The 24,552-nt window shown below is 60.7% G+C and carries 27 protein-coding genes; 14 read left to right on the plus strand and 13 right to left on the minus strand.

The window, feature by feature from the left end; translation table 11 throughout:
- Positions 1 to 4: 4 nt before the first annotated feature.
- On the minus strand, positions 5 to 943 hold the full coding sequence (locus LMTR3_RS10115) for a GlxA family transcriptional regulator (protein WP_065744922.1): 939 nt from the start codon (positions 941 to 943) through the stop codon (positions 5 to 7).
- A gap of 127 nt (positions 944 to 1,070) precedes the next feature.
- Between LMTR3_RS10115 and LMTR3_RS10120 the strand changes: the two genes are divergently transcribed.
- Positions 1,071 to 1,775 (plus strand): DJ-1/PfpI family protein, encoded by a 705-nt coding sequence (locus LMTR3_RS10120; RefSeq protein WP_065745574.1) that lies wholly within the window; start codon positions 1,071 to 1,073, stop codon positions 1,773 to 1,775.
- A gap of 500 nt (positions 1,776 to 2,275) precedes the next feature.
- On the opposite strand, the gene LMTR3_RS10125 is transcribed toward LMTR3_RS10120, so the two are convergent.
- Entirely contained in the window at positions 2,276 to 2,686 is a 411-nt protein-coding gene (locus tag LMTR3_RS10125) for an NADH:ubiquinone oxidoreductase subunit NDUFA12 (RefSeq protein WP_028346327.1), read from the minus strand.
- Between the two features lie 254 nt (positions 2,687 to 2,940).
- Here LMTR3_RS10125 and LMTR3_RS36165 point away from each other — a divergent pair, with 254 nt between their 5' ends.
- A complete protein-coding gene (locus LMTR3_RS36165) occupies positions 2,941 to 3,630 on the plus strand; it encodes a BA14K family protein (RefSeq protein WP_084029512.1) in 690 nt (229 codons plus the stop codon).
- 62 nt (positions 3,631 to 3,692) lie between these two features.
- Here LMTR3_RS36165 and LMTR3_RS10135 read toward each other — a convergent pair whose 3' ends face one another.
- Positions 3,693 to 4,598, minus strand: a complete 906-nt coding sequence (locus LMTR3_RS10135; RefSeq protein ID WP_065744924.1) for a DMT family transporter — start codon at positions 4,596 to 4,598, stop codon at positions 3,693 to 3,695.
- 178 nt (positions 4,599 to 4,776) lie between these two features.
- Here LMTR3_RS10135 and LMTR3_RS10140 point away from each other — a divergent pair, with 178 nt between their 5' ends.
- The 3 genes from LMTR3_RS10140 to LMTR3_RS10150 all read left to right on the plus strand — a co-directional run bounded on the left by LMTR3_RS10140 (position 4,777) and on the right by LMTR3_RS10150 (position 7,867).
- A complete protein-coding gene (locus LMTR3_RS10140) occupies positions 4,777 to 5,184 on the plus strand; it encodes a response regulator (protein ID WP_065745575.1) in 408 nt (135 codons plus the stop codon).
- A 5-nt stretch (positions 5,185 to 5,189) separates the two neighbouring features.
- Entirely contained in the window at positions 5,190 to 7,424 is a 2,235-nt protein-coding gene (locus LMTR3_RS10145) for a CHASE3 domain-containing protein (protein WP_065744925.1), read from the plus strand.
- Positions 7,425 to 7,528: 104 nt separating this feature from the next.
- Positions 7,529 to 7,867 carry an HNH endonuclease gene (locus LMTR3_RS10150; RefSeq protein ID WP_065744926.1) on the plus strand — a complete coding sequence of 113 codons (339 nt, stop codon included), beginning with the start codon at positions 7,529 to 7,531 and terminating at the stop codon, positions 7,865 to 7,867.
- An 18-nt stretch (positions 7,868 to 7,885) separates the two neighbouring features.
- Here the strand turns inward: LMTR3_RS10150 and LMTR3_RS10155 are convergent, their stop codons facing one another.
- Positions 7,886 to 8,950, minus strand: coding sequence for a ketopantoate reductase family protein (locus LMTR3_RS10155; protein WP_065744927.1), 1,065 nt, complete (start codon positions 8,948 to 8,950; stop codon positions 7,886 to 7,888).
- A gap of 101 nt (positions 8,951 to 9,051) precedes the next feature.
- The gene (locus LMTR3_RS10160) at positions 9,052 to 9,951 is read right to left on the minus strand and encodes a DMT family transporter (RefSeq protein WP_065744928.1); all 900 of its coding nucleotides are present in this window, start codon (positions 9,949 to 9,951) and stop codon (positions 9,052 to 9,054) included.
- Positions 9,952 to 10,746: 795 nt separating this feature from the next.
- Between LMTR3_RS10160 and LMTR3_RS10165 the strand changes: the two genes are divergently transcribed.
- From LMTR3_RS10165 to LMTR3_RS10185, 5 genes are all read left to right on the plus strand, one after another.
- On the plus strand, positions 10,747 to 14,493 hold the full coding sequence (locus LMTR3_RS10165; protein ID WP_065744929.1) for a vitamin B12-dependent ribonucleotide reductase: 3,747 nt from the start codon (positions 10,747 to 10,749) through the stop codon (positions 14,491 to 14,493).
- 72 nt (positions 14,494 to 14,565) lie between these two features.
- Complete coding sequence (locus tag LMTR3_RS10170) at positions 14,566 to 15,330, plus strand: hypothetical protein (protein WP_141686543.1); 765 nt, start codon at positions 14,566 to 14,568, stop codon at positions 15,328 to 15,330.
- A 19-nt stretch (positions 15,331 to 15,349) separates the two neighbouring features.
- Positions 15,350 to 16,192 (plus strand): DUF7946 domain-containing protein, encoded by an 843-nt coding sequence (locus LMTR3_RS10175; RefSeq protein ID WP_065744931.1) that lies wholly within the window; start codon positions 15,350 to 15,352, stop codon positions 16,190 to 16,192.
- A gap of 20 nt (positions 16,193 to 16,212) precedes the next feature.
- Positions 16,213 to 17,097, plus strand: a complete 885-nt coding sequence (locus tag LMTR3_RS10180; protein WP_065744932.1) for a toll/interleukin-1 receptor domain-containing protein — start codon at positions 16,213 to 16,215, stop codon at positions 17,095 to 17,097.
- 114 nt (positions 17,098 to 17,211) lie between these two features.
- Positions 17,212 to 18,078 (plus strand): hypothetical protein, encoded by an 867-nt coding sequence (locus tag LMTR3_RS10185; protein WP_141686544.1) that lies wholly within the window; start codon positions 17,212 to 17,214, stop codon positions 18,076 to 18,078.
- Between the two features lie 16 nt (positions 18,079 to 18,094).
- Here LMTR3_RS10185 and LMTR3_RS10190 read toward each other — a convergent pair whose 3' ends face one another.
- The 5 genes from LMTR3_RS10190 to LMTR3_RS10205 form a co-directional block, all read right to left on the minus strand.
- The gene (locus tag LMTR3_RS10190) at positions 18,095 to 18,508 is read right to left on the minus strand and encodes a hypothetical protein (protein ID WP_065744934.1); all 414 of its coding nucleotides are present in this window, start codon (positions 18,506 to 18,508) and stop codon (positions 18,095 to 18,097) included.
- A 113-nt stretch (positions 18,509 to 18,621) separates the two neighbouring features.
- The gene (locus LMTR3_RS10195) at positions 18,622 to 18,810 is read right to left on the minus strand and encodes an EamA family transporter (RefSeq protein ID WP_065744935.1); all 189 of its coding nucleotides are present in this window, start codon (positions 18,808 to 18,810) and stop codon (positions 18,622 to 18,624) included.
- 106 nt (positions 18,811 to 18,916) lie between these two features.
- Positions 18,917 to 19,891 (minus strand): tripartite tricarboxylate transporter substrate binding protein, encoded by a 975-nt coding sequence (locus LMTR3_RS10200; RefSeq protein WP_065744936.1) that lies wholly within the window; start codon positions 19,889 to 19,891, stop codon positions 18,917 to 18,919.
- A 421-nt stretch (positions 19,892 to 20,312) separates the two neighbouring features.
- On the minus strand, positions 20,313 to 20,660 hold the full coding sequence (locus LMTR3_RS37410) for a hypothetical protein (protein ID WP_141686545.1): 348 nt from the start codon (positions 20,658 to 20,660) through the stop codon (positions 20,313 to 20,315).
- A gap of 398 nt (positions 20,661 to 21,058) precedes the next feature.
- Positions 21,059 to 21,301 carry a DUF2934 domain-containing protein gene (locus LMTR3_RS10205; protein WP_065744937.1) on the minus strand — a complete coding sequence of 81 codons (243 nt, stop codon included), beginning with the start codon at positions 21,299 to 21,301 and terminating at the stop codon, positions 21,059 to 21,061.
- 179 nt (positions 21,302 to 21,480) lie between these two features.
- Here LMTR3_RS10205 and LMTR3_RS38400 point away from each other — a divergent pair, with 179 nt between their 5' ends.
- Positions 21,481 to 21,627, plus strand: a complete 147-nt coding sequence (locus LMTR3_RS38400; RefSeq protein WP_176721853.1) for a hypothetical protein — start codon at positions 21,481 to 21,483, stop codon at positions 21,625 to 21,627.
- A 36-nt stretch (positions 21,628 to 21,663) separates the two neighbouring features.
- Positions 21,664 to 21,855: a hypothetical protein gene (locus LMTR3_RS10210; protein WP_065744938.1), complete on the plus strand. Its 192-nt coding sequence runs from the start codon at positions 21,664 to 21,666 to the stop codon at positions 21,853 to 21,855.
- 413 nt (positions 21,856 to 22,268) lie between these two features.
- On the opposite strand, the gene LMTR3_RS10215 is transcribed toward LMTR3_RS10210, so the two are convergent.
- Entirely contained in the window at positions 22,269 to 22,514 is a 246-nt protein-coding gene (locus LMTR3_RS10215; protein WP_065744939.1) for a DUF6894 family protein, read from the minus strand.
- Positions 22,515 to 22,629: 115 nt separating this feature from the next.
- Here LMTR3_RS10215 and LMTR3_RS10220 point away from each other — a divergent pair, with 115 nt between their 5' ends.
- Positions 22,630 to 22,824: a hypothetical protein gene (locus tag LMTR3_RS10220; protein WP_065744940.1), complete on the plus strand. Its 195-nt coding sequence runs from the start codon at positions 22,630 to 22,632 to the stop codon at positions 22,822 to 22,824.
- Between the two features lie 599 nt (positions 22,825 to 23,423).
- The gene (locus LMTR3_RS10225) at positions 23,424 to 23,699 is read left to right on the plus strand and encodes a DUF3551 domain-containing protein (protein ID WP_065745576.1); all 276 of its coding nucleotides are present in this window, start codon (positions 23,424 to 23,426) and stop codon (positions 23,697 to 23,699) included.
- 34 nt (positions 23,700 to 23,733) lie between these two features.
- On the opposite strand, the gene LMTR3_RS39105 is transcribed toward LMTR3_RS10225, so the two are convergent.
- Together LMTR3_RS39105 and LMTR3_RS10235 are read right to left on the minus strand one after the other, a co-directional pair.
- A complete protein-coding gene (locus LMTR3_RS39105) occupies positions 23,734 to 23,943 on the minus strand; it encodes a hypothetical protein (RefSeq protein ID WP_065744941.1) in 210 nt (69 codons plus the stop codon).
- Positions 23,940 to 24,356: a winged helix-turn-helix transcriptional regulator gene (locus LMTR3_RS10235; RefSeq protein ID WP_065744942.1), complete on the minus strand. Its 417-nt coding sequence runs from the start codon at positions 24,354 to 24,356 to the stop codon at positions 23,940 to 23,942. The genes LMTR3_RS39105 and LMTR3_RS10235 overlap by 4 nt, the downstream gene beginning before the upstream one ends.
- Positions 24,357 to 24,552: the final 196 nt, after the last annotated feature.

The raw sequence follows: 24,552 nt of genomic DNA on the forward strand, positions 1-24,552 counted from the left end.
TCTCCTACCCTGCCCGCGCCGCGCGGCGCAGCGACTGCGGGGGCTGGCCGAAGGCGCGGATGAAGGCGCGGCGCATCCGCTCCGGGTCGCGGAAGCCGGTGGTCTGCGCGACGCGCTCGATCGCCTCGCTGGAGGACTGCACGCGTTGCCGTGCCACCTCGATCCGCAGCCGCTCCACCGCCTTTGACGGCGTGGTACCGGTCTCGGCCATGAAGGCGCGGGTGAAATGCCGCGAGCTCATGCCGGCCTGCTCGGCGAGATCCTCGACGGTGAGCGGCGCATCGAGGTTTTCGCGCGCCCAGGCCAGCAGCGGCCCGAAGCGGCCGTTCGGCGCCTTCAATTCCAGGAGCGAGGAAAATTGCGACTGGCCGCCGCTGCGGCGGTGATAGAGCACGAGCTGCTTCGCGGTCTTCTGGGCGATCTCGTCGCCATAGTCCTCCGCGATCATCGCCAGCGACAGATCGATGCCGGCCGATATCCCCGCCGAGGTCCAGACGTCGCCGTCGCGCACGAAGATGCGATCGGGCTCCAGCTTCACCTGCGGATAGGTTTTCAGAAAATGCCGCGTGCGCTGCCAATGCGTGGTGGCGCGGCGGCCGTCGAGCAGGCCGGCTTCTGCGAGGACATAAGCGCCGGAGCAGACGCTGGCGATGCGGATGCCGCGTTTGGCAATCGTGCGCGCGAAGCCGATCGTCTTCTCGCAGGCGGCGGCCTGCCGCACGCCCTCGCCGCCGGCGACGATCAGCGTCGTGATCGCAGATGCCGACTTCAAACCTCTCGCAACGATCTCGACGCCCGACGACGAGCGCACCGGCCCCGGCGTCACCGCCAGAACACGGATCGCAGGCGCCCCCTCGGCAAAGCGCGCCGCGATCTCGAACGCCGATATCGGCCCGGCCGCGTCGAGCAACTGGAAATCCGGAAACACGAGAACGCCGATCATGATGCTTGCCTGTTTTGGGGCTGACCTGTTTTGGCCGATGTCCTGAAATGAGGGAAATATGCCATTTCGGACGCAAGGCGACCATGGCAGGATACCCCTCGTCAAGCCAAATTTTCCGGAGGTCACGATGTCCGCGCCATCTCAACCGTCCATGCCGCTTCAGATCGGTCTCGTGCTGTTTCCGCGCGTCACCCAGCTCGACTTCACCGGTCCCTTGCAGGTGTTCTCCAGCCTGCCCGGCGCCAACGTACATTTGATCTGGAAACGGATTGAGCCGGTGACGAGCGATTCCGTGCTGGTGCTGACGCCGACCACGACCTTTGCCGACTGTCCGCAGCTCGACGTGATCTGCGTGCCGGGCGGGTTCGGCACCGACGATATGATCAACGACGAGGAGATGTTGGCTTTCCTGCGCAAGCAGGCGCCGGGTGCAAAATACATCACCTCGGTTTGCACGGGATCGCTGGTGCTCGGCGCCGCCGGCCTGCTCAAGGGTTTTCGCGCAGCGACGCACTGGACGGCGATGGATTTTCTGAGCGCGTTCGGCGCGATCCCGACCAAAACGCGCGTCTGCGTCGACGGCAACCGCGTCACCGGCGGCGGCGTCACCGCGGGAATCGATTTCGCGCTGACGCTGGTCGCGCTGCTGCACGATCGGAAGACCGCGGAGGCAATCCAGCTCCGGCTCGAATACAACCCGGCGCCGCCGTTCAATTCCGGCTCACCCGACACCGCCCCGCCGGAAGTGCTTGCCTTCATGAAGGATAGGATTGCGCAAGCGCAGATCCGCCGCGGCGAGATGATCGACCGCGCCGCCGCACGGCTGGGGTAGGCTCCCACTCATGTCCCGGACGCAGTGCGGCACGTAAGTGGCGCGCTGCAGAGCCGGGACCCATCTGCGTGTGGTTCCCGGCTCTGCGGTGCATCGTACCGGACGATGCTTCGCATCGCCGGGAGAACGCTGCACCGCGTCCGGGACACGTGACCGCCGTCACAAAGAAAAAGGCCGCCTGGTTTCCCAGACGGCCTTTCCTGTCCTACGGCAGCCACACATTAGCGGGCGATTTCAGAACCTCTGCACCGGGGGCCTATCTCCCGGCCGTGTCCTACTCGGTGGCCGCTGCAAATCGGGACAGTCGCGACTGGAGCCCGACACCGACGCGATGGTTTCCCATCTCCGTAAGATGGCTCCATTGAGCCGCGATAACGCGGATGACGCAAGGCGGCTGCGGCGGATGTCCCCGCTGATCCCGTTATCCACAGGGTCGATGATTGTGGTCTAAGGTGCATGCAACCGCGGTATCACCGCGACGCGCGGGAATGACGGTCGTCTCAGCTTCCCGGCGTCCAGGGCTGATAGTCGCCGGTCGCCTTGGGGCGGCGCCCGCTTGCCAGCGTCGAGCCGGAGGGGCGGTAGGCCGCGGGCGTGCCGGTCAGGTTCGGAACGTGTGGCTTCTCCCACTCGCGCGGCGTGTAGCTCTCTTCGGTCGGCGCGGTATCGACAACGTGATGCAGCCAGCCATGCCATGACGGCGGCACCCGGCTCGCCTCGGCAAGCCCGTTGTAGATCACCCAGCGCCGCTCGAAACCCAGCGTCGGATCGATCTTGCCGCCCTTGGTGCGGTAGTAGCGGTTGCCCTGCTCGTCCTGGCCGACCAATTCGCCGAACCGCCACGTCCACAACTGCGTGCCGAACGTTTGGCCGTTCCACCAAGTGAAAAATTTCAGCAGAAACAGCTTCATGAGGGCTCGGCCGGTTCGAGATATCGTGCCGCTCTGATGCCACCGGCCGGACCGATTGTCCAGACAGAGGCTGATCTGCCCTGCCGGACGTGCGGCTTGCGGCCCGTCAATGGCCGCGGAATCGGCGCAATCCGTTCATCCCGGATACAGTTCCGCGATCCTATAGGCTGAATTCGCGTGCAATCAACGCGCGGGCTCTGGAACGTCCGCCCCTTGAGCGGGTTAGGGCCTATATCCCGCAAATGGAGCCTAAAATGATCAGTCTAAAGGTTTTGAGTACCGCGGCAGCGATGGCGCTTGTCTTGCCGGTGGTCGCGCCAAGCCTCAGCGCCGTTCAGGCGCAGGATAGAGGCGGTGGTGGCGGCGTTCGAGCCGGCGGCGGCGGTGGCGGTGCAGCCATCGGCGGTGGCGGTGCAGCTATCGGTGGCGGCGGCGGTATGAGAGGTGGCGGTGGCATGGCGGCCGCCGGCGGCGGCGCAGCTATTGGTGGAGGCGGCGGCTTTAGAGGTGGCGGCGTGGCGGTCGGTGGCGGCGGCGTTCGAGCCGGCGGCGCTGCGATTGGGGGCGATAGAGTTGTTGCCCCAAGCGCACCTTCTGCCGGATTCCGCCCGAGTCCAGGCGTCGGCGGCCCAGCCGTCGTGGGCGGCGGTGGTCGGGGGAATTATTATGCTGGCGGCCGCTGGCACGGCGGTCATTACTATCGCCATCGTCACGGCTTCTGGCCGGGCTTTGCGATCGGTGCCGGTATCGGGTCGGCCTATGGCTATTACGGCAGCACCTATTACGATGACCCCTATTATTACGACGACACCGTAGTCGCCGCAGCGCCCCCGGCCGGTGATGATGCCGTGGCGTATTGCATGCGAAGGTACAAGTCCTATGACCCGGCGTCAGGAACGTATCTCGGCTATGACGGGCAACGTCATCCCTGCCCGGCGCAATAGCAGGACATCGTGATTTCGAAGGGCGGCGCATTCCGGTGCGCCGCTTTTTCGTTTGAAATTACTCACGAGCGCAGTGCCACCGCGACGCCGCCAAGCGTAAACACCAGTGCCGCGACCTCCCGCACGCCGAGCGGCTCGCGCAACATCGCTGCCGCTGCGAGCACCCCGATGACGGGAACCAGCAAGGTTCCGATCGAGGCCGTCGCCGCCGGCAGCCGCTCCAGCGCGGCGAACCAACACACGTAGCACAGGCAGAACTGGACCAGCGTCATATAGAGCAGCGACGCCCAGCCGACGGATGACAGATCAGCCAGTTGCGGCTGCTCGACCACAAGACCCACGATCGCGATCGGCAGGCAGCCCAGCCCGATCTGCCAGGCGGCCAGCGATAGCGGCGGCATCGCCAGCGGAAAATGCTTGGTCAATACGGTGCCAAGCCCAACGCACACAGCGCCTGCCAGCGCGCAGGCGATGCCCGGCAGCTTCTCAACGCTAGCCTCGATGCCGTTGCCGCCAATCAGCACGGTGATGCCGGCAAGCGCGACCATCAGCGCGACTGCGCGGAGCGGCGACAGCCGCTCGCCGAGGATCGGCCAAGCCAGAAACGCCACCCAGACCGGGATCGATATTCCGAGCACGGCGGCTTCGCTGGCGTTGAGCCACAATAGCGCCAGCCCCATGAACGCGACCCAGCCGCCGATCGTGAGCATCGAGACCAGGAGCAACCGCAGCCACATGAGACGCGGCACGCTCAATTTCTGCCGCCGCGCGATCGCAAACAGCGCCAATGCCGCGGCGCCGACGATGCCGCACAGGCCGCGCGAGGACAATGGCGGCCATTCGGTCAGTAAGTGTTTCATGATCGGAAAGTTGAGGCCCCACCCCACTGACGTAACGGCGAGCAGGATGAGCCCGAATGGCGACAGCCGGGCGGCAGCGGCGCGCCTCGCATGGTTGACTGGCGACATGACGGGATTGGGTCCGGAACCGGCGGTTGAATTTGTTATCGTTCTGATACAGCGAAACGGAATTGCCCTCGGCAACTTTTATGGGCACTCTACCATGCAGACGACCTGTCGACGTTTCGACTTAATCGTCACATGGGACGTGCGACTTGCCGCCCGCCCCGAGGAAGAAGGAATCATCGTGCCGCGCGTTCTCGTGGTCGATGACGACCCGATGGTATGCGTTGCCATCGAGGTTTGTCTGACGCGCAAGGGTTTCGAGGTCACCGTTGCCGACGGTGGTGAAGCGGGAATGCGCGCGCTCGAAACTTCCGATTTCGACGTCATGCTGATCGATGTGTTCATGCCGCATATGCGCGGCTTCGAATCGATCCGGATGTTCCACGAGCGCAAGCCGGACGTACCTGTCATCGCGATGTCGGGCTACGCCTTCGCCAACACCGAACGCGCACCGGATTTCCTTCGGATGACCATCGAGCTCGGCGCGGCATGCTGCCTGCGCAAACCGTTCACGCCGGACGCGTTGTTGACCTCGGTCAATCAAAGCATCACCAAACCGAAAGCTTCCGCGCAGCAGTCGAAATCGTGAAGTAAATGCCCTCGCAGCGTATCATTCTTGGAATTGGCCTCGCTATCCTCCTCATTATCGGCGCTGCGTCGATCGGTCTTGACCTCAAGTCGCGGTCCGACGCCGCCTCGGTCGACCGTGCGCTTGGAATTCTCAGCAAAATCTCGGATATGCGCCCGCTGCTGCGCCGGACGGAAAGCGCGGCGCGCGCCTTTGCGCTATCGGGCGATCAGGAATTCGCCAGGGAATACCGCGAGGCCAGCGACGCGACCCTGCCGGCGCTGGCGGCACTGGTCGAGGCGGTCAAGGATAATCCCACCGAAAAGCGGCTGATCGAGGAAACCAAGGCGCTTGTCGAGCGGCAGATTGCCGTCAATGGCGAGTTGATCAGGCTCAGAACCGCGGGAGATGGCGCCGCTGCCGCGGCGCTCGTCAACCGGGAGGACCGCGCGGCGACGGCCGCAATCACCGGAAACCTCGAGAAAGCGGTCGCGGAAGAGCGCAGGCTGCTTTTTGCCAGACGCGCCGAATCCGAAACCAACGGGACGCTCCTGCTGGCGATCGATCTCGCCGGCGTCCTGCTGATTCTGTTCCTCGCCACTCTTCTGACGGTCTCAACCCGCCGCTCGCGCCGGGAACTGCAGGATTCGCTGAGCGCCACCAAGGCCACCAACGAGGCGCTGGAGGCCGCGGTCGCCGAGCGCACCGAACATCTGGTCGCCGCGCATGAGGAACTCAGGCTTTCGGCCGCCGTCTTGCGCAGCACCTTCCATAGCATGGCGGAGGCCGTGCTCGTCATCGACACCAGGGGCGAGGTTTTGCTCTCGAACCCGGCCGCCGAGAAGATGCTGCGCTACCGGCCGGGCATGACGGTCGAGCACATACGGTCGCTCAGCGCGGTTTTCCATGCCGACGGTGTCACGCTGCTACCTGTCCATGACATGCCCGCCTCGCGTGCGCTGCGCGGCGAAGCGTTCGACGCCAGCGAAATCGTGTTGCGCCCGGTCAGCGGCGATCCGCCGGTTCACCTCGTGATCAGCGGCCGGCCGCTGCGCGATGCCTCGGGTGCCATCAGCGGCGCGGCGCTGGTCTACCACGACATCACGGGGTCGCGCGAAACCGAGCACAAGCTGCAGCAAGCGCAAAAGCTCGACGCCATCGGCAAACTCACCGGCGGGGTCGCGCACGACTTCAACAACATGCTGACCGTGATCACCGGCACCACCGAAACGCTGGTAGCCAACCTTGCGCACGAGCCGGCCTTGCAGAAGACCGCCGAACTGATCGATCAGGCGGCGGAGCGCTGCAGCGAGCTGATCCAGCATCTGCTCGCCTTCGCCCGCCGCCAGCCGTTGCAGCCACGCAATGTCGACATCAACGCGACCGTGCTCGATATCGCAAAACTGCTTCGCCCGACGCTCGGCGAGCAGATCGAGGTCAACTCCATTCTCGAACAGGAAGTGGCGATTGCCCATATCGACGCATCGCAGCTCGCCAACTCGCTGCTCAACATGGCGATCAACGCGCGCGATGCGATGCCGAACGGCGGCAAGTTGCTTTTGGAGACGCGCAACGTCGTGCTCGACGAGGCCTATGCGCAGGCCAACCCTGACGCAAAGCCCGGTCCCTATGTAATGCTCGCGGTCAGCGACACCGGCGCCGGCATGCCGCAGCACGTGCTGGACAAGGTGTTCGAGCCGTTCTTCACCACCAAGGAGGTCGGCAAGGGCTCAGGCCTCGGCTTGAGCATGGTCTACGGCTTCGTCAAGCAGTCCGGCGGGCACATCCGGATCTACAGCGAGGTCGGCCACGGCACCACGATCAAGCTCTATCTGCCCCCTGCCCGCGGCCAGGTCGAGGCCGCGCCGCCGGCGGCAGCGGCGCTGCCGCATGGCAACGAGACCATCATGGTGGTGGAGGACGACGCGCTGGTGCGCAACTTCGTCACCACGCAATTGCAGAGCCTCGGCTACCGCACGGTAGCCGCCGCCAACGGGCCGGCGGCGATGAACCTGATCGAAGGCGGTCAGGCGTTCGATCTCTTGTTCACCGATGTCATCATGCCCGGCGGCATGACCGGACGCGAACTCGCGGACAAGGTGCTGAAGCTCCGGCCCGGCATCAAGGTGCTATATACGTCCGGCTATACCGACAACGCGATCGTGCACCAGGGCCGCCTCGATCCCGGCGTGCTGCTGCTGACCAAGCCGTACCGGCAGTCGCAGTTGGCGAACATGGTGCGGCGCGCGCTGTCGTGGTAAACACGGCGCAAGCCTCTCCTCCTGCGGGCGTCGTTTTCAATGCCAACTTGATGTATGAAAGGGTGAGACTTGGACGAACAGATTCGGGGGAAGAGCCAAGGCTAATGGCCGACGTGATCTACAAGCGCCTCTATTTCGATTGGGGCGGACGCTGCGCCTATTGCGATGTTGCACTCTCCCGGCAAAAGACCGGCGGCAACGTCAAGGCCAGCATCGACCATTTCATCCCGCTCGCAAAGGGAGGTCAGAACGGCAGGAGCAACCGCGTGCTGTCCTGCTATCCCTGCAACCTCGCCAAGGGCGACACCGACCCGCGCGAGACCAATCAATGGCAGCACGTCGAACAGCGCCTCGCCGAGATCGCCGCTTCGCCGCTGATCAGTCACGGGAAGCTCAAACAGCTTATTCCCGAACTGGTGAAGCAGCTTGCCGTAGGGGCGTGATCCGCACCCAGGGCGTCTTCACTGCGCGCCCGATCCTCCCGCCACGATCTTCTCGTTCAGCTTCTGGTCGACGATCTCGACCGTGCGGTCGATCTCGGCGCTGGGCGCGCCGAGCTGGTGCGAGATCAGCTTCACGAGCAGGTCGACGCGCTCGATGAACGGCGCGCCGGCGGCGACCGCGCGGGCCGCCGATGACGGCTTGAGCAGGCTTTCGGCCGCCTTGGCGTACTTCCCGAACGGCACCTGGTCCTGCGGATCGGCGCCCAGACGCCGGGCGATACCGTCGACGTGATCGTAGATCGACTGCGACAGCTTGAGATCGCCGTGCACGGCGTCGCGGATCGACTGCGGATCGCTCGGCGTGATGCAGCGGTAGTTGCCGGTCAGGAGCATCGACCATTTGGCGAGCGGCACGAACAGCGAGTCGAACACTTTCAGCTTCACCGGGACGTCATGGCCGTCCAGCGTCACCGCATCGATGTCCGCTTCCAGCTCGCGAAGCAGCTTGTTGTGTTTGTCGTCGGCAAAGGCCGCCGCCTTGAAGTTGGTGGGAAGGCCGACATGCAGGACGTTTGCCGCCTCTTCCGGCGGGCGGAAGGCCTGCGGATCGGGCGAGCACAGCGTCACCAGGCCGGGCTGGAAGCGTTCCCACACCTGCGCATTGGTATAGGCCTCCTCCAAATCCATGTCCGCCAGCGCCGGGATCCGCTTCAGATAAGGCAGCGGCGGCATGTTCATGATCGACAGACAAGGCAGTTTCGCCTCGGCGATCTTGATCATCAGAACGCGGATCGTGTGGTTGGTGTATTGCGGCTCCTGCATGGCAAGGCCGACCAGGTCATAGCGGGAAAGATCGACCTCGGCGGGCGTCGTCGCGTCCAGCTTGCCCGGCAGATCGCGCGAGAAGATCGCGCGGTGCACCGCCTCGTCGCGCAGTTTGATGCGAACTTCGGTGCCGTCGCGATTGATCAGCTCAGCCGTTTTCTTGCGGCACACCAGGGTCACGTTGTGCCCCGCCATCAAAAGTTTCGTCGCCAGCAAGGAGCCGTACGAGGCCCCAAGGATCAGAATGTTGCGCGCCATACTCTCTCTTTCGCCGATTATGCCAGATACAGATATACCAGAACTATCCCGCCCCGACGGCTAGCGCAAACCGGCAGGCATTTCAATCGGATAGACCGCCGTTACGACCGCGTCGCCAGCACGACGCCGGCGAGCGTGAACACCAGCGCCGCGATCTGGATCAGGCCGAGCGGCTCGCCGAGCGCGATGGCTGACGCCACGACGCCGATCACCGGCACTGCCATGGTGCCGATCGCGGCGACTGAGGCCGGCAGGCGGGCGAGCGCGGCGAACCAGCTCACATAGGCGATGCAGAACTGGATCACGGTCGAATAGATCAGGAGCCACCAGCCGAGCTGTGTCACCTTCTCTACGTGCGTGGTCTCGACGGCGAGACCGATGATGACGATCGGAAAACAGCCGAGCCCGATCTGCCAGGCCGCGGCCGGGATCGGCGGCAGCGGCACCGGCAGCTTCTTCGCCAGCACCGTGCCGAGCGCAAAGCCGAACGCGCCGCCCAGCGCCATCACCATGCCCGGCAGCTTTGCAGCAGTCGCGGAAAAACCGTTGCCGCCCATGATGGCGGCGAGGCCTGCGAACGCCATCACCAGCGCCACCGTGCGCAAAATAGTCGGACGCTCGCCGAGCACTGGCCAGGCCAAGAGCGAGGCCCAGACCGGCATGGTGTAGGCGATCAGCGCGGCTTCGCTGGCCGGCAGCCACAATAGCGCCAGCCCCATCAGCACCATCCAGCCCGTGACGTTGAGCAGGGCGGACAGCATCAGCCGCGGCCACAAATGCCGCTCGACCTTGAGGCTCTGCGAGCGCGCCAGCGCCAGCACCGCCAGGAGCGCCGCGCCGATTACGCCGGTCGAGCCCCGCAGCGTCAGCGGCGGCAACTCGCTCAGCAGGTACTTCGTGACGGGCCAGTTGAACCCCCAGCCCACCGAGGTGATGGCGAGGAACATCAGGCCTGCGGGCGCGATCCGCATCGGCGCGCTGGTCGGTTTTGATTCTGTCATGGAGCCCGGCGGGGACGGAAAAGCGGTGGAATCGGCCTCACCTTGCCGCGTATCCGCTCCTGCGACCACGGGCTCGCGGACATGCCAGCCCTCCCCGCTCCGTAGCGTTACGTGAGTCTTTCGAACGCAATCCCGAAGGGCGAAAAAATACCTGCCCTGTGAACAGCGGGACGAAGCCTGTTTCCACATGCGAGGAACAAATTTTTGGGTTGGGAATCCCTGAGGACTCACCGATACTTGGCAGCATCACAGGCGCGGCACCGACCCCTGTTTTCCCGCACTTTCCACCATATTTAGTATTTGATTCAGGAACTCGTACTAGTCCTTGACGGGCGCAACGGGTTTGGCCTAGCCTTATTGCTGGACGGCGCGAGTTAAGTTCTGGGTCCCGCCGATCACTCCCAAACGGGTTCCGAACGAGCACTCCGTCAGCCGGTTGAGGCACGGATCGAGGGCTCGTCTGCCCAAAATCCGGGGTGATCCGGGGCGCTAAAAATGGGCCGAAACTGGCCCGGCTGACGAGTTGCGGCGTTGAGTTCGAGCATGATCCGGAAGCCGGCTGGGTAGGCGGCATTCCGAACCGATCAGGCTCAAAGCCAAGGGATGGGGTTGGCCTCGCTTAATCGGCGGGACGAGCCCTTGGGGTGGCGAAAGCAGAAACAGGACCGGGTCCACCGGTAGAGCTAGCGGATCTCAGGCCCAAGGTTGTCCTCAACCTTGGTGCCGAAAGTCCGCTCACTGAAACATCCGGCAACCCGCGAAAAGTGGGACCGGCAAAGAATACGGGGCACTAAAATGCGAATTGAGCGGCGCAACACCACTTCCGGCCAGTCACCCTATGCAGGGATTGATTTCAGGCTGACGACATCGGAGATCCGCAACCCCGACGGTTCGGTCGTGTTCCGGCTCGAGAATGTCGAAGTGCCCCAGTTCTGGTCGCAGGTCGCCTCCGACGTGCTGGCCCAAAAGTATTTCCGCAAGGCCGGCGTCGCCGCGCGCCTGAAGAAGGTCGAGGAAGAGACCGTCCCGTCCTGGCTGTGGCGCTCGGTGCCGGACACCGAGGCCCTCGCCCTGCTGCCCGAAAGCGAGCGCTATGTCGGCGAGACCAGCGCAAAACAGGTGTTCGATCGCCTCGCCGGCTGCTGGACCTATTGGGGCTGGAAGGGCGGCTATTTCTCCAGCGATGAAGACGCGCAAGCGTTCTACGACGAGCTGCGCTACCAGCTCGCAAAGCAGATGGTCGCGCCGAACTCGCCGCAATGGTTCAACACCGGGCTGCACTGGGCTTACGGCATCGATGGCCCCGGCCAGGGCCACTATTACGTCGACTGGAAGACCGGCAAGCTGACGAAATCCAAGTCGGCCTACGAGCACCCGCAGCCGCACGCCTGCTTCATCCAGGGCATCGAGGACGACCTCGTCAACGAGGGCGGCATCATGGACCTCTGGGTGCGTGAGGCGCGCCTGTTCAAATACGGCTCCGGCACCGGCTCGAACTTCTCGCGCCTGCGCGGCGAAGGCGAGCGCCTGTCCGGCGGCGGCCGTTCCTCCGGCTTGATGTCTTTCCTCAAGATCGGCGACCGCGCCGCGGGCGCGATCAAGTCGGGCGGCACCACGCGCCGCGCGGCCAAGATGGTCGTGGTCGATGTCGATCACCCCGACATCGAGACCTATATCGACTGGAAGGTGAAGGAGGAGCAGAAGGTCGCGGCGCTGGTCACCGGCTCCAAGATCAACCAGAAGCACCTGAAAGCGGTGCTGAAGGCCTGCGTCAATTGCGAAGGCAGTGGTGACGACTGCTTCGATCCCGAGAAGAACCCTGCCCTCCGCCGCGAGATCAAGCTCGCGCGCCGCGCGCTGGTGCCCGACAACTACATCAAGCGGGTGATCCAATTTGCAAAGCAGGGCTACAAGGACATCGACTTCCCGATCTACGACACCGATTGGGATTCGGAAGCGTACCTGACCGTCTCCGGCCAGAACTCCAACAACTCGGTCTCGCTGAAGGACGATTTCCTCCGCGCCGTCGAAACCGACGGCGAATGGAATCTGATCGGCCGCACCAACAAGAAGATCACCAAGACGCTGAAGGCGCGCGAGCTCTGGGAAAAGATCGGCCACGCCGCCTGGGCCTCGGCCGATCCCGGCCTGCACTTCAACACCACCATGAACGACTGGCACACCTGCAAGGCGTCCGGCGACATCCGCGCGTCGAACCCGTGCTCGGAATACATGTTCCTGGACGACACGGCGTGCAACCTCGCCTCCGCCAACCTGCTGACCTTCTACAGCACCACGACCAAGCGTTTCGACGTCGAGGCCTATGAGCACCTCTGCCGGCTCTGGACCATCGTGCTCGAAATCTCCGTCATGATGGCGCAATTCCCGTCGAAGGCGATCGCCGAACTCTCCTACGAGTTCCGCACGCTGGGCCTCGGCTTTGCCAACATCGGCGGCCTCCTGATGACCATGGGGCTTCCTTACGACTCGAAGGAAGGCCGCTCGCTGTGCGGCGCGCTGACCGCCGTGATGACCGGCATCGCCTACAAGACCTCGGCCGAGATGGCGGCCGAGCTCGGCACCTTCCCCGGCTACAAGAAGAACGCCCAGCACATGCTGCGCGTGATCCGCAACCACCGCCGCGCCGCCCACGGCCACGCTTCGGGCTACGAGGCGCTGTCGGTCAACCCGGTGCCGCTCGACCACGCCTCCTGCCCGCAAGGAGACGTCATCGCCCATGCGACCAAGGCCTGGGACGACGCCCTCGCGCTCGGCGAAGCCAACGGCTTCCGCAACGCGCAGACGACAGTCGTGGCGCCGACCGGCACCATTGGTCTCGTGATGGATTGCGACACCACCGGCATCGAGCCTGATTTCGCGCTGGTGAAATTCAAGAAGCTCGCCGGCGGCGGCTACTGGAAGATCATCAACCAGGCCGTGCCGGAGGCGCTGCGCGCGCTCGGCTACCGCGAAAGCGAGATTGCCGAGATCGAGGCTTACGCCGTCGGCCACGGCTCGCTCTCCAACGCGCCCGGCATCAACGCCACCACGCTGAAGGCCAAGGGCTTCACCGACGAAGCGCTGGCCAAGGTGGAAAAGGCGTTGCCGACCGCCTTCGACATCAAGTTCGCCTTCAACAAGTGGACCTTTGGCGAGGATTTCCTGCGCGACACGCTGAACCTTGCGCCGGAAGCGATTGCAGCCCCCGGCTTCGACCTGCTCGCCGCGCTCGGATTTACAAAACGCGAGATCGAGGCCGCGAACGTGCACATCTGCGGCGCGATGACCGTGGAAGGCGCGCCGCATTTGAAGGCCGAGCACTACCCGGTGTTCGACTGCGCCAACCCCTGCGGCAAGATCGGCAAGCGCTACCTCTCGGTCGAGAGCCACATCCGCATGATGGCGGCCTCGCAGCCGTTCATCTCGGGCGCGATCTCGAAGACCATCAACATGCCGAACGACGCCACCGTCGAGGACTGCAAGGCGGCGTATCTCTTGTCCTGGAAGCTCGCGCTGAAGGCCAACGCGCTCTACCGCGACGGCTCGAAGCTCTCGCAACCCTTGAACTCGCAGCTCATCGCCGACGATGACGACGAGGACGATGCGGTGGAGGCGCTCTACGAGAAGCCGATGGCGGCGCGTGCAGCCCAGGTCTCGGAAAAGATCGTCGAAAAACTGGTCGAGCGCATTGTCGTGATGCGCGAGCGCGAGAAGATGCCGGACCGACGCAAGGGCTACACCCAGAAGGCGGTTGTCGGCGGCCACAAAGTTTATTTGCGCACCGGCGAGTATGACGACGGCCGTCTCGGCGAGATCTTCATCGACATGCACAAGGAAGGCGCAGCACTCCGCTCCTTCATCAACAATTTTGCGATCGCCGTCTCGCTCGGCCTGCAATACGGCGTGCCGCTGGAGGAATATGTCGACGCCTTCACCTTCACCCGCTTCGAGCCGGCGGGCCCCGTGCAGGGCAACGACTCGATCAAGTACGCGACCTCGATCCTCGACTATGTGTTCCGCGAACTCGCGGTCAGCTACATGTCGCGCTTCGATCTCGCCCATGTCGATCCGACCGAGTCGAATTTCGACGCGCTCGGCCGGGGCGTCGAAGAAGGCAAGGAGCCATCCGACGGCGGCCAGCAGGCCACCAAGTATCTGTCCAAGGGCCTGACCCGCTCGCGCACGGATAATCTGGTCGTGATGCGCGGCGGCGATACGGACGCCCGCGGCTCCCACAACGTCACCGCAATCGGCGGCCACGGCCCCACCGCCCGCGTCTCCGACGCGCACGAAGGCGCGGTGGCCTTAAGGCAGGAGTCCCAGCACGACCTGTCGCCGACAGAAAAGCTCGGAGCCCTGCAATGGAGCAAGTCCGGCAGAGCGGCGGTGGCGGTTGCGCCGTCCAAGGCGGAGCGCCGGGCGGAAGCCAAAGCCAAGGGCTACGAGGGCGAGATGTGCAGCGAGTGCGGTAACTTTACCTTGGTGAGGAACGGCACGTGCATGAAGTGCGATACGTGTGGAAGCACGACTGGGTGTAGCTAAACAAAAACTTGCAGACGCCAGCTGCGATAGACAAGCACTGGCGTCTGCCCCAACGTTAGCGGTAGGGCTCAATTGAGCAAGAAGCCTGGCGATGCACCGAATTCACTGACCGATTCGCGAAATGCATCAATCGGCGCGCCGGAGCTTAAAAAGTTCGGCGATCTTCTGCCACTGCTTTCCATAATCTCGTTGGTTTTGGTGTCAGTTTTCAATATCGGCTATTTCTCAAACATAGGCCTTCACTTTCTTGGACTGATAGACCTTACCAACATCGTTTATTCCATTGGCCTTGTGTTTGGCGGATTGATCTTAGTTGCGAACGTTCTTGGCGCTGTAATCGATATTCTTATCAAGCTTGCCCGAGAAGCCAAAGCGATTGGTAATCTCCGTCGAAACTTACGACTTTTCTTCGGAATTTTGGCACTTGCTGCCACAATATTGGTGGGCTTGCCGACTCCCTATAGACCGGATTTCTTTACGGCCGAGGCGTACTTCTCCGTCCTATTTTCGCTTCTGTTCATTTGGGCACTCATTAAGATTCTTCTTCGCTATAAGTCGAGCGGGGACATCAAATTCTCCGAGATAATGCTCGGAATCATTGCACTAGTCTCCGCCGATTTAAGCGCAGGCAAGGCCGTAGCCGAGCAACAAATTTCACAACCTAAGCAGTTGTATACTTTCCTCACTAAATCTGGCGTAGTATACGGGGTAAATCTAATTCGCTCATCATCAAGTGGATTCATTGTAGCGAATGATCACGTCATTTCCTTTTTGTCGAAAGACGAAGTCAAAGCCATACGCTCGGAAAGAAGCGTGACTGACATGAAGAAAAGATAATGCTCTATATGGGGATTTTATGAGCTTTCTCATGAAGGCAAGATTTTCCGGAGGGATGGCGGAAAGTCACCAGCTACCAGCGTATGAAGGAGCCCAAAGCTTATACGGCATTTCGCGATCGGCTCTGATTACTCTCAACTATCTCGCAGAGGGACGCGTTCGAAGAAGAGATTTCTCCCCTCGTGGCTTTCAGATTAACTTGATCGAAAGCCGCCGCGGAAGCTTCGAAGCAATTTTTGAGATCATCACCAATCCTGGCATGATGACTATTGTTGGTAGTCTTGGTGCTTACGCGTCAGCCGAGTTTGTAGAGAAGTTCTTAGCGAGCACGGTACGCCGATCAGTTGGCGAAGCGGCCGATCCAACGATCGAAGAATTAGAGGCGATTGACTCGCTTAACACCGGAGACACAAGCGCACTTGTCGATGCGATTGAGCCGGCAATGAGATCCGCTCACACCGTGATTAATCACGGCGCTGGAGCAATCGAACTTCTAACCCAACGAGCGGAATTAGCGGCGCTCAACGCCGCGACCAAACAATACGTATGGTCTTCAATTCCTGATGATGAAATACATGAAAAGCTTCTTGGCATAGCTAGCTATAATGCGAACTCCCGCGAGGGACGCGCCTTTGACTACGAGCTCGGCAAAACGATACCTTTCAGTATTTCACGAGATGCAGACCGAACAACAGTTGCGGAAATCCTGAAGAGTATAACGTCCTACGCCCTTCGAAGAGAGGGAGATACCCTTCGGTCGAGCGTCGCAGTTCGATACACTCGAGTTTTATCGGCCGATGACAGAGTAAAGAAAATCAAAATCTTGAAGGCGCGACATGAACTCCTTGACTTAAATAATTGAGACTTCGCCGAGGCTCCGAAATGAAATTATTTGTGAGTTGGTCTCAAGACGTTAGCCGCCAAATCGCACAAGAGTTTCGCGAATGGCTACCACTGATAAATCAAACCATAGAGCCCTTTATGTCAGAAGAAGATACTGACAAAGGCGCTCATTGGTCATCCACGATACGCCGCGAATTAGAGCAAAGCGCCTTCGGTATCGTCATCCTAACGGCAGAAAATATTGAATCTACGTGGCTGCACTTTGAGGCTGGCGCCATCGCTAAATCAGTCGAAGAAGGCCGCGTTGTGCCCATCCTGTTTGAACTTAAGCACTCGGACGTGCACCAACCGCTTTCGATGTTTCAATCTGCCCTCTTCGAGAAAGAGGACATCTTTCGAGTTGTAAAGTCGATCAACTTTGCCGCTGGCGCCAGCGCTAGAGACGAACGACAACTAGCTACAGTTTTCGAATCCTTCTGGCCGAGATTGGAGACAGCCATCAAACCAAAACTAGCAAAGCTCCGAAGCACGTTGCCAAGGCACCAGCAGAAGCAACTTGAACGCGATCGTATTCTTGAAGAACTCCTCCTACTGGGAAGGCAGCAAAGCCGCATTCTGTCGAATCCAGCAGGACTCGTTGGTGAGGAGATTTTGGCGCTGTTACTTCGATTAACTCGTGAGCCTGACGGAACGGCAATTCGCCTCGTGCAGAAAGAGAGAGACCTCGTCTTAGCTTTGTGCGGCCGCTGGGGAAAGCTGGAGCACGAGCTAACTGGGTACGTTGATCTTTTGGATGCTCGGGAAAAGCGAAACGCACGTCAGATGATCGGACGCTTTTCAGCTTATGTGAAGGAGCTCCAGGCTGTGCTCACAGGCACCGCAACGACACAGTCCATTATTCAAGCCTTCGGTTCCAGCTCATAAACATTCATAAATCCTACAAGAATGCAGCACCAAGCCTTGGCCAAATCTCGCCAGACTGGGCAATGGCTAGTTCGCAATAGGCAGCGCACTCTCGAAGACTTACACAGAGGTCACATGACGCGCATGGTGGTTGACACCAATTACCTCCAAAGCAAAGCGCTGCAGGATTACTTTGCAGAATCGTTAAACAATATCGCAGTGGTCACTCCGTTCGTCGAGATGGAGATGCTGAAAGGAGACGCGCCAGTCAACATCCTCGAATCCACGTCGATCCTTGCGGCACACTGTAAGCAAGTCGCTCTAACTAAGGATTCGAATAGCGTTGCTCGTCTCAAGGGAGGTGGCAAGGGGATGAAAAAACGCCTGACAGGAGGGGGACGGACTTCAGCATTCCGCAAATGGAGCCGTCACACGCGCGAGCGAGCAAGAGCTGGCGACAAACGGGCAAACGAGCACATCATGCGAAGCGCCACCAATGCGCGCGCACAATTGGCCGACATGCGCCAAGATGCCGAAACTTTCCAAGCAAATCTGGACGAGATAAGAAAGCGTTACACTGACGAAGAACTGGCAGCCTTTCGCAACGGCGCGCCATTTACGCCAACACTTATAGAAAAAATTCGCAACCAAACGATGGAGATGACACAACAGTTTTTTGAAATCCATCCGGATCGACCGACGTGGCCGCCGAAGGACGATGTCTTCTATACATATACATTCCGCTTTGCATTATGTGCGCGTCTTCAGGCATTATACGTTATCGCACGCGGTCCAGCAAAGAACGTCGAGAGACTTCCCAACGATTTTGTCGACGTAAGTGTGGCCGCCTATGCGACATGCTTCGATGGCCTTCTTAGCAACGACACAATGACAAGTGACATCTATGAAAAAGCTCGCTATCTACTCGACAATGAGTTCTTAACAGTCGAACGTCCTTCAATCGCTGCAGCAAGCATAGCGAGTAACCCAGAATTACGGTGACTGCAGTCCAGCACTGTCACCGTAATGCATCTATGCTTTCCTTACGGTTCATCAGTCCCATCACCCACGAACAGACGACGGCGGGTAACCCCCACACAAGTGCCACATAGAACCACTCCTGCCGGAAGATCTTCGCATTCTCTGCCGCCGAGGGGCCCTCGTGCATGAGGCCGTAGTACAGGACGAAGGCGATTCCGAAGCCCGCCAGGCCACAGGCGAGTGAACGCCACCATCTGTCTGACAGTCGGCGGTCCACCCACGCGGTAAACAGCATGGGAAGAATCGAGAACGCGTAGCAGACCATGAACGACGGCAGCCAATACCGCCCATCCTCGAAAATCGGCCCGTCAGTCCGGGCGGCGAGAAACGCGATGCAGTAGAGCCAGGCAAGAAACGGCCCGAGGACGGCAAAAAGCCGAAGCCTTGTCATGCGGTCACCATGGCAGCGATTTCCTTTTCGGACTTGCCGGGATGCTTTCTCGCCAACCCGATAAACCTTTGTCGCTGCGAGGCCTCCTCTCGTTCAGGCTCTGGGTTTCTGCCTTACCGCTGCCTTTGCGCCAGATAGAACCCGAACAGCACCGTGACCAATTCCGCCGCCTGCAACGCGGTCGGGGGCTCGCCGAGCAGGAGCCAGCCGGCGAGGATCGTCAGCGCCGGCACAGTCGCGGGGAACACCGCGGCGCGGGCGACGCCGATGGTCTGAACCGAGAATGCGAACAGATACAGCAAGCGTAGGGCGGATTAGCCGAAGGCGTAATCCGCCGTTCTGCGCGACCGAGTCGGCGGGTTACGCTTGGCTAACCCGCCCTACTCACCATCCACTCACTTCATTCACTTACTTCGCCAGCCCGAGCGATTTCAGCGCCTTGCCGTTGTCTTCGTTGTCCGCCTTCATGAACTCCGCGAAGCCAGCCGAATCCAGATAGATCATGTCGAAGCCGCGCCTGTTCATGAACTCCTTGAACTCCGCGCTGTCCCAGATCTTCTTGATCGCGGTCTCGTACTGCGTGGCAATCTCCTTCGGCAGGCCCTTGGGCGCCGCAAAGCCGCGCCACACGCCCTTGTGCCACTTATGACCCGTCGCCTCCTCGGTGGTCGGCACATCAGGAAAATTCGGCGCGCGCTTGGGTGAGAAGAACACGAGGCTGCGGATACGCCCCGCCTTGATCAGCGCCTCGGCTTCCGGCATCGAGCACGACACGAAATCGATGCCACCGGCCGCGAGATCGGTCAGCGCGGTCGCGGCGCCGGTGGAGGGCACCCAACGGATCGAACCGGGCGAGACGCCGTCGGCCTGCATCAGGCCGGCAAGCGCGACATGCCAGCTTCCGCCCTGCCCCGTACCCGAGGCCACAACCTTGTTCGGGTTCGCCTTGATATGCGCGAACAGCTCCTTGACGTTCTTGTAGGGCGAGTCCGCCTTCACGTGGATCGCGGCGGGGTCCTGGTTGACCAGCGCGATCGGCGTATATTTCTCGAAGGTGAGATCGGTCAGTCCCACCCAGTGCATTAGGTTGATCTCGAGCGTGATGAGACCGAACGTGTAGCCATCAGGCGCGGCGGTGGCGATCGCCTGGTGGCCGACCACGCCCGAGCCGCCCGTGCGGTTCACGACGTTCACCGGCTGCTTGAAATCACGTTCCAGCATGTGGGCGATCTGGCGCGCGACCGCGTCGGTGCCGCCGCCGGCGGCCCACGGCACGATCAGCGTGATCGGCCGCTCCGGGAAGGCTCCTTGCGCGTTTCCGGCACCGAGCAGGCTTGCGGCCGCAAGCGCCGCAAGCGCGAAATTTCTGACATGGCGAAACATTCGCAAACCCTCCCGCTTTGTTTATTATGCGCCGCGTGAGACGCCGCGACGCGCGCTTATGCGCTGTTCGCCATTCGTGCGGTGGAGCGCTGACATGTCAAGGGGACGCGGCGTAGCGGCGTAGGGCTAGCGCAGCCTAATCCGCCATCAACCAGTGCAGTACGCGTAGGGCGGATTAGCCGAAGGCGTAATCCGCCGTTCTCCGCGACTGAGCCGGCGGGTTACGCTTCGCTAACCCGCCCTACTCGCTAAGCCAACGTTTCGCTGATTCAACTTCCTGCCACCGCGCTTTTTCGTCAAGGAACCTTCGCGACACTGTTCGCGGCGCTCCATAGCCAGTTATATCCGGCACCGAGGGCGGCCAAACCGCCGAACGCTAAAGCAGCAAACTTCAATGCTGGGGAAGCCGTGCCGATGATCTTCACAACGTTGCTGACCTTGAGGTCGGCAATCGTTCCGATCCAATCAGTAGAGGTCTCATTTCTTTCTCTGATACGAGAAGCAAGTATCCTTGCAAGGTTCCGCCAGACAATGGCAGGATGCGCCTATTCCCTATGAGCAAATCCACTCTTCCCGAAAATACAAAATAGACCTTGTACGAACGGTTCTTTTCGGAGAACAGTTGCTGACCCGCGACGTACTCCTCAACGTCTGCCACTTCTGAAAATTCGATGGCTACATCAACATTATCCGGCCCTATTAGCCTTTGGTTTTTGAACCCTTCGATCCGTCGCTGTTTTCCCTCTTTGCCCAAGTAATGCGGATGCATCGTCGTCTCCAGCGTGTCTCGGCACGCGCAAATAACATCTAAAAATTCGCATCAGAAAGTAAGGCCATTCTGGCAGATAGTCTCCGCCAATTTGAGACCCATTTGTAGTTGAATTCAAGGTATCTTGTTTGCGCATCGCCGCTTTTCCATGCCGAACCGTAATATCGCCGAGCGCGCATTTGCGCGATCCGTTGGAATTACGGTCCACTTAATCTGCCGATGGCGAGGTGCAGTTTAGTGCGCGGTCGCCGTAATCGTAGCAAGCGTAGGGCGGATTAGCCGAAGGCGTAATCCGCCGTTCTCCGCGACTGAGCCGGCGGGTTACGCTTCGCTAACCCGCCCTACTTGCTGACGACGGAGTCGTCGTTAGGGTCCGGGTGACGATGCTCGCAGGGAAACTATGCGGCGCGGGTTTTGCTTTTTCCCGATCGGGCAGTCTTTGCCTTAGCGGATTTCGTCGCAACAAATCCCGTGTCGAGGGGTGCTGTGGCGGGAGCGTTGCTGCCCGAGCTTTCAAGCGACGTCATGAGAATTTCGCGTTGAGCATTGAGCCAATAGATGTCTGCCTGGCCCTCGGGCTGACCGTCGGCCATCCACAGGTGGTAGGCACGTTCGCGGATGGCCTCTTCCAGATTTGGCATGGGGTTTTCCTTTCATGATGCGCCCAGCCCCGGCAGGCAAAGTCTTGCTCTCGTAAGGTTAACGAAATCTTACCAATTGCTGATCCTCAGGTCGTTGTAAGGCCCGCCGGGATAAGGCCGCCTTCGACGGCGCGCTAACCGACGCCATATTGGGGCAAGCGAAAGCTGAAGAGAGACCAATGACCGTTTTTGTCTACGTGAACACCAGCAAGCAGGTGGGAGATCCCGAGCACATCAAGGTGTTTGCCAATGTGGACGCTGCAGAAAAGTGGTTTGAGAAAAACGATCCTGAAGGCGTAGTCTTTGAGTATGAGGTCTTGGAGTGAACCGCTGCCTTCCAATTACAACTAGCGGAGAGCGAAATGGCTGAGAGAATAGACGTTGAGGTTACCGGCAAATCGCAGTTTGAAGTCGCCCACGACATGGCGAAGTTCATTCTAATTAATATGGAAGGGCGTCAGGTGAAGCGCATAAAGCGGCAAGAGTTCTTGCATTTGGTCGCTGACTGCATCGAGGCCTTGCGCGGCATCAAGGTCAGGGAGATTGTCAGCTAAAAAGTAAGGCACTCCGGCAGGCTCCCGCCTCCACTTGTCCGCACAAGCAATCAAGTTGGTGACACGGTTTGCGAGCGAGGACGCCGCGGAAAAATGGTTCGAGGAGAACGACCCGGAAGGTACGGCCTTCGAGTATGAAGTGCTCGAATGAAAGAGGCCGCCCGCTGAGGCCCTACTGCTGAGGAAGTATCACTGGCCCGACAACTAAGCGGAAGGCCGGAACCCAAGCGGTGTTCCAGCTTTCCATCGTGGCCCCGCAAACCGAGCATTCGAAGCTGCTGACCTGTCTGCCCGAGGCCATGGATTCGGTGCGGTTATAAACCGCGCCGCACCTGCACGACCTATGATGTGATTCAGCCATAGGCCCATTATGCGCTCGGCCGCTTGCGATCGCCACTCTTAAATACCCGGTCTCAGTCCATGTGCCGATCAATCTCAAAGGTGAACTTCACCTGTAGAACCGGGCCGTGGTCGTCACGGACTTCGATTGCCATCTGGTGCCCCGGCCCGTCGCGGTTCTTTCTGACCGCGTCCCGCACCATGTCGGCCAGTGAGCGGGCGGCCTCTTCCTGCACTCGCTCAATGCTGGGAAGTTCCAGCCCTTCCTCGTCAGGAGAGAGATCGTCACCCGCTCTCAAGTCAAAGTAGTACCGTCGCATCGTCACCGGCCTTCGCCCCGAGGGTAGAACCATGAAACTCGGAAGTTGTTCGCGCAACCAGTAGGAACGAAGTCCATTTTTCTGAATTTGAGTCGCGCTTAGTAAGACGCGTACCATGAACACCCCGGATCAAGACATCATCCTGCGGGCCATGGAGGATGTCAGGCGCATCCTCGGGGAATACATCGCACCCGGTCCGCGCGACGCCACGGCAACGGTGCACCGGCTAATAGCCGTTCTCGATCGAGACGATGTCGTCCAGGCTCTCGATCGCATGAAACGGCGCCGGACCATGCGGCTCGTGGAATGAAGCGGCCCCGGCAATACGCAACGCACCGGGGCCGCCGCACCTGGAGATACCCCCGGCTAGGGGCTTGGGGGCATGCAGCCGGGGGACTTACAGAATAGCCGCCGTTGTCGGCGCGGTCTGTACGGCCGCTGACAAAGGCCAGGCCCGCCAGCGTGAACCGGCGGGCCGAAGGTGTCACATCGCCGTGGCACGGATAATGCAATTTGTCCGTTGCTGGGGATTTCAGCGTCCCAGTTCAGGAATAAACGCCGCCGGGCGATCCATTTTGATCCCGGCGGCGTGTTGTTTTGAGACTAGTGGGATTACGGTGACAATGCACTTAATCTGCCGAAGGCGAAGTGCTGTTTAGTGCACTGTCACCGTAATCCGAACGGGTCTTTAATCCCGATCGCAAAAGTCATCATTGGGGCAAGCGCAAGCTGAAGAGAGACCAATGACCGTTTTTGTCTACGTCGACACCAGCAAAGACGTTAACGACCCCGAGCACGTCAAGGTCTTCGCAAGTGCGGACGCCGCGCAAAACTGGTTCGACGAAAACGACCCCTGAAGAAGTGGCCTTTGAGTATGAGGTCTTGGAGTGAATGCCGAAGGAGGCTCTGATGCGCATTCTGGCCTTAGCGATTTTGGCAATCGGGTTAGCCTCATTAGGACCCGCCGCCGCCCAGATGTACGATCCAGCTTTTCCGGTTTGTCTGCGCTTGTATGACCGGACGATCTACTACGAATGCCGCTACACGTCGCTGCCTCAGTGCAACGCATCGGCATCGGGCCGCCCGGCGCAGTGCGTCATCAATCCATATTTCGCGAGCGCGCAAGAGCCCGCGGGTTATCGGCGGCCTCACATTCGTGAGCGCATGCGCGGCATGTGGCGTTAGATTACGGGATTACGGTGACAGTGCTGGACTGCACCTAATCTGCCGAAGGCGAAGTGCTGTTTAGTGCACTGGCACCGTAATCGATGGTCTGGATCGAGAATGCGAACAGATACAGCGCGGCCGGGCCGGCCAGGATGCCCTGTGCCAGCGCCTGCAGCGCGTTTTCGCCAAGGCCCAGCGCCGCCACGCGGGCGAACCCGCCGAACGCAAGCGCAACGGCAGGCCGCTGACTATGGCGCCTCACACCGCTGACTCGTCCTCAAGACGACTCATGATCCGGCGCGCAACCTCGTCCGGATCTCGCTTGAGATCATGAGCGAAGCTTTTCGGCACCTCGGATTCGGAATCCCATTTGTAGGACCAGCCAATGAGTGCCAGGAACGCCGGGACAAGATCGCGCCCCTTTTCGGTCAAGAGGTACATTGGCCGGCCATTTTCCGGATCGATCGTGCGCTCGATGAGTCCGTCAGCCTCGAGTTCGACCAGTCGCGACGCAAGAATGTTGGTCGCAACGCCCTCCTCTGCGGCGAATTCACCGTAGCGTCGCGCCTCCTTGAACGCGAGGTCCCGCAGTATGACCAGCTTCCACCGGTCTCCGATCATCGCCGCGGCGTAGCGGATCGGGCAGCCATGCCAGTTTTCGAGCTTCTTCGCCATAGCCGCAACATAACGGCGTTCGAACGCGCTTGCAATTTGCAAGCTCCAATGCTAAGCGCACAAATCACTTGCAAATAGCAAGTGCGATCGAGAGGGTGAGTACGTCATTGTGAAGGATCCGGGCGGCACCCTCTTCGCGCTTTGGAAGCGGGACTAATCGTCGGTTACTGCGCGAAGTCCAGGAAGGGAGGCGCTT

The sequence above is a fragment of the Bradyrhizobium sp. LMTR 3 genome (genome assembly GCF_001693485.1).
Taxonomy (GTDB): Bacteria; Pseudomonadota; Alphaproteobacteria; order Rhizobiales; family Xanthobacteraceae; genus Bradyrhizobium.

Bases quoted from the DNA above. Each gene is read 5' to 3' on its own strand.
- LMTR3_RS10115 (WP_065744922.1), bottom strand. From the start codon at position 943: ATGATCGGCGTTCTCGTGTTTCCGGATTTCCAGTTGCTCGACGCGGCC.
- LMTR3_RS10120 (WP_065745574.1), top strand. From the start codon at position 1,071: ATGTCCGCGCCATCTCAACCGTCCATGCCGCTTCAGATCGGTCTCGTG.
- LMTR3_RS10125 (WP_028346327.1), bottom strand. From the start codon at position 2,686: ATGAAGCTGTTTCTGCTGAAATTTTTCACTTGGTGGAACGGCCAAACG.
- LMTR3_RS36165 (WP_084029512.1), top strand. From the start codon at position 2,941: ATGATCAGTCTAAAGGTTTTGAGTACCGCGGCAGCGATGGCGCTTGTC.
- LMTR3_RS10135 (WP_065744924.1), bottom strand. From the start codon at position 4,598: ATGTCGCCAGTCAACCATGCGAGGCGCGCCGCTGCCGCCCGGCTGTCG.
- LMTR3_RS10145 (WP_065744925.1), top strand. From the start codon at position 5,190: ATGCCCTCGCAGCGTATCATTCTTGGAATTGGCCTCGCTATCCTCCTC.
- LMTR3_RS10150 (WP_065744926.1), top strand. From the start codon at position 7,529: ATGGCCGACGTGATCTACAAGCGCCTCTATTTCGATTGGGGCGGACGC.
- LMTR3_RS10155 (WP_065744927.1), bottom strand. From the start codon at position 8,950: ATGGCGCGCAACATTCTGATCCTTGGGGCCTCGTACGGCTCCTTGCTG.
- LMTR3_RS10160 (WP_065744928.1), bottom strand. From the start codon at position 9,951: ATGACAGAATCAAAACCGACCAGCGCGCCGATGCGGATCGCGCCCGCA.
- LMTR3_RS10165 (WP_065744929.1), top strand. From the start codon at position 10,747: ATGCGAATTGAGCGGCGCAACACCACTTCCGGCCAGTCACCCTATGCA.
- LMTR3_RS10175 (WP_065744931.1), top strand. From the start codon at position 15,350: ATGAGCTTTCTCATGAAGGCAAGATTTTCCGGAGGGATGGCGGAAAGT.
- LMTR3_RS10180 (WP_065744932.1), top strand. From the start codon at position 16,213: ATGAAATTATTTGTGAGTTGGTCTCAAGACGTTAGCCGCCAAATCGCA.
- LMTR3_RS10185 (WP_141686544.1), top strand. From the start codon at position 17,212: ATGACGCGCATGGTGGTTGACACCAATTACCTCCAAAGCAAAGCGCTG.
- LMTR3_RS10190 (WP_065744934.1), bottom strand. From the start codon at position 18,508: ATGACAAGGCTTCGGCTTTTTGCCGTCCTCGGGCCGTTTCTTGCCTGG.
- LMTR3_RS10200 (WP_065744936.1), bottom strand. From the start codon at position 19,891: ATGTTTCGCCATGTCAGAAATTTCGCGCTTGCGGCGCTTGCGGCCGCA.
- LMTR3_RS37410 (WP_141686545.1), bottom strand. From the start codon at position 20,660: ATGCATCCGCATTACTTGGGCAAAGAGGGAAAACAGCGACGGATCGAA.
- LMTR3_RS10205 (WP_065744937.1), bottom strand. From the start codon at position 21,301: ATGCCAAATCTGGAAGAGGCCATCCGCGAACGTGCCTACCACCTGTGG.
- LMTR3_RS38400 (WP_176721853.1), top strand. From the start codon at position 21,481: ATGACCGTTTTTGTCTACGTGAACACCAGCAAGCAGGTGGGAGATCCC.
- LMTR3_RS10210 (WP_065744938.1), top strand. From the start codon at position 21,664: ATGGCTGAGAGAATAGACGTTGAGGTTACCGGCAAATCGCAGTTTGAA.
- LMTR3_RS10215 (WP_065744939.1), bottom strand. From the start codon at position 22,514: ATGCGACGGTACTACTTTGACTTGAGAGCGGGTGACGATCTCTCTCCT.
- LMTR3_RS10220 (WP_065744940.1), top strand. From the start codon at position 22,630: ATGAACACCCCGGATCAAGACATCATCCTGCGGGCCATGGAGGATGTC.
- LMTR3_RS10225 (WP_065745576.1), top strand. From the start codon at position 23,424: ATGCGCATTCTGGCCTTAGCGATTTTGGCAATCGGGTTAGCCTCATTA.
- LMTR3_RS10235 (WP_065744942.1), bottom strand. From the start codon at position 24,356: ATGGCGAAGAAGCTCGAAAACTGGCATGGCTGCCCGATCCGCTACGCC.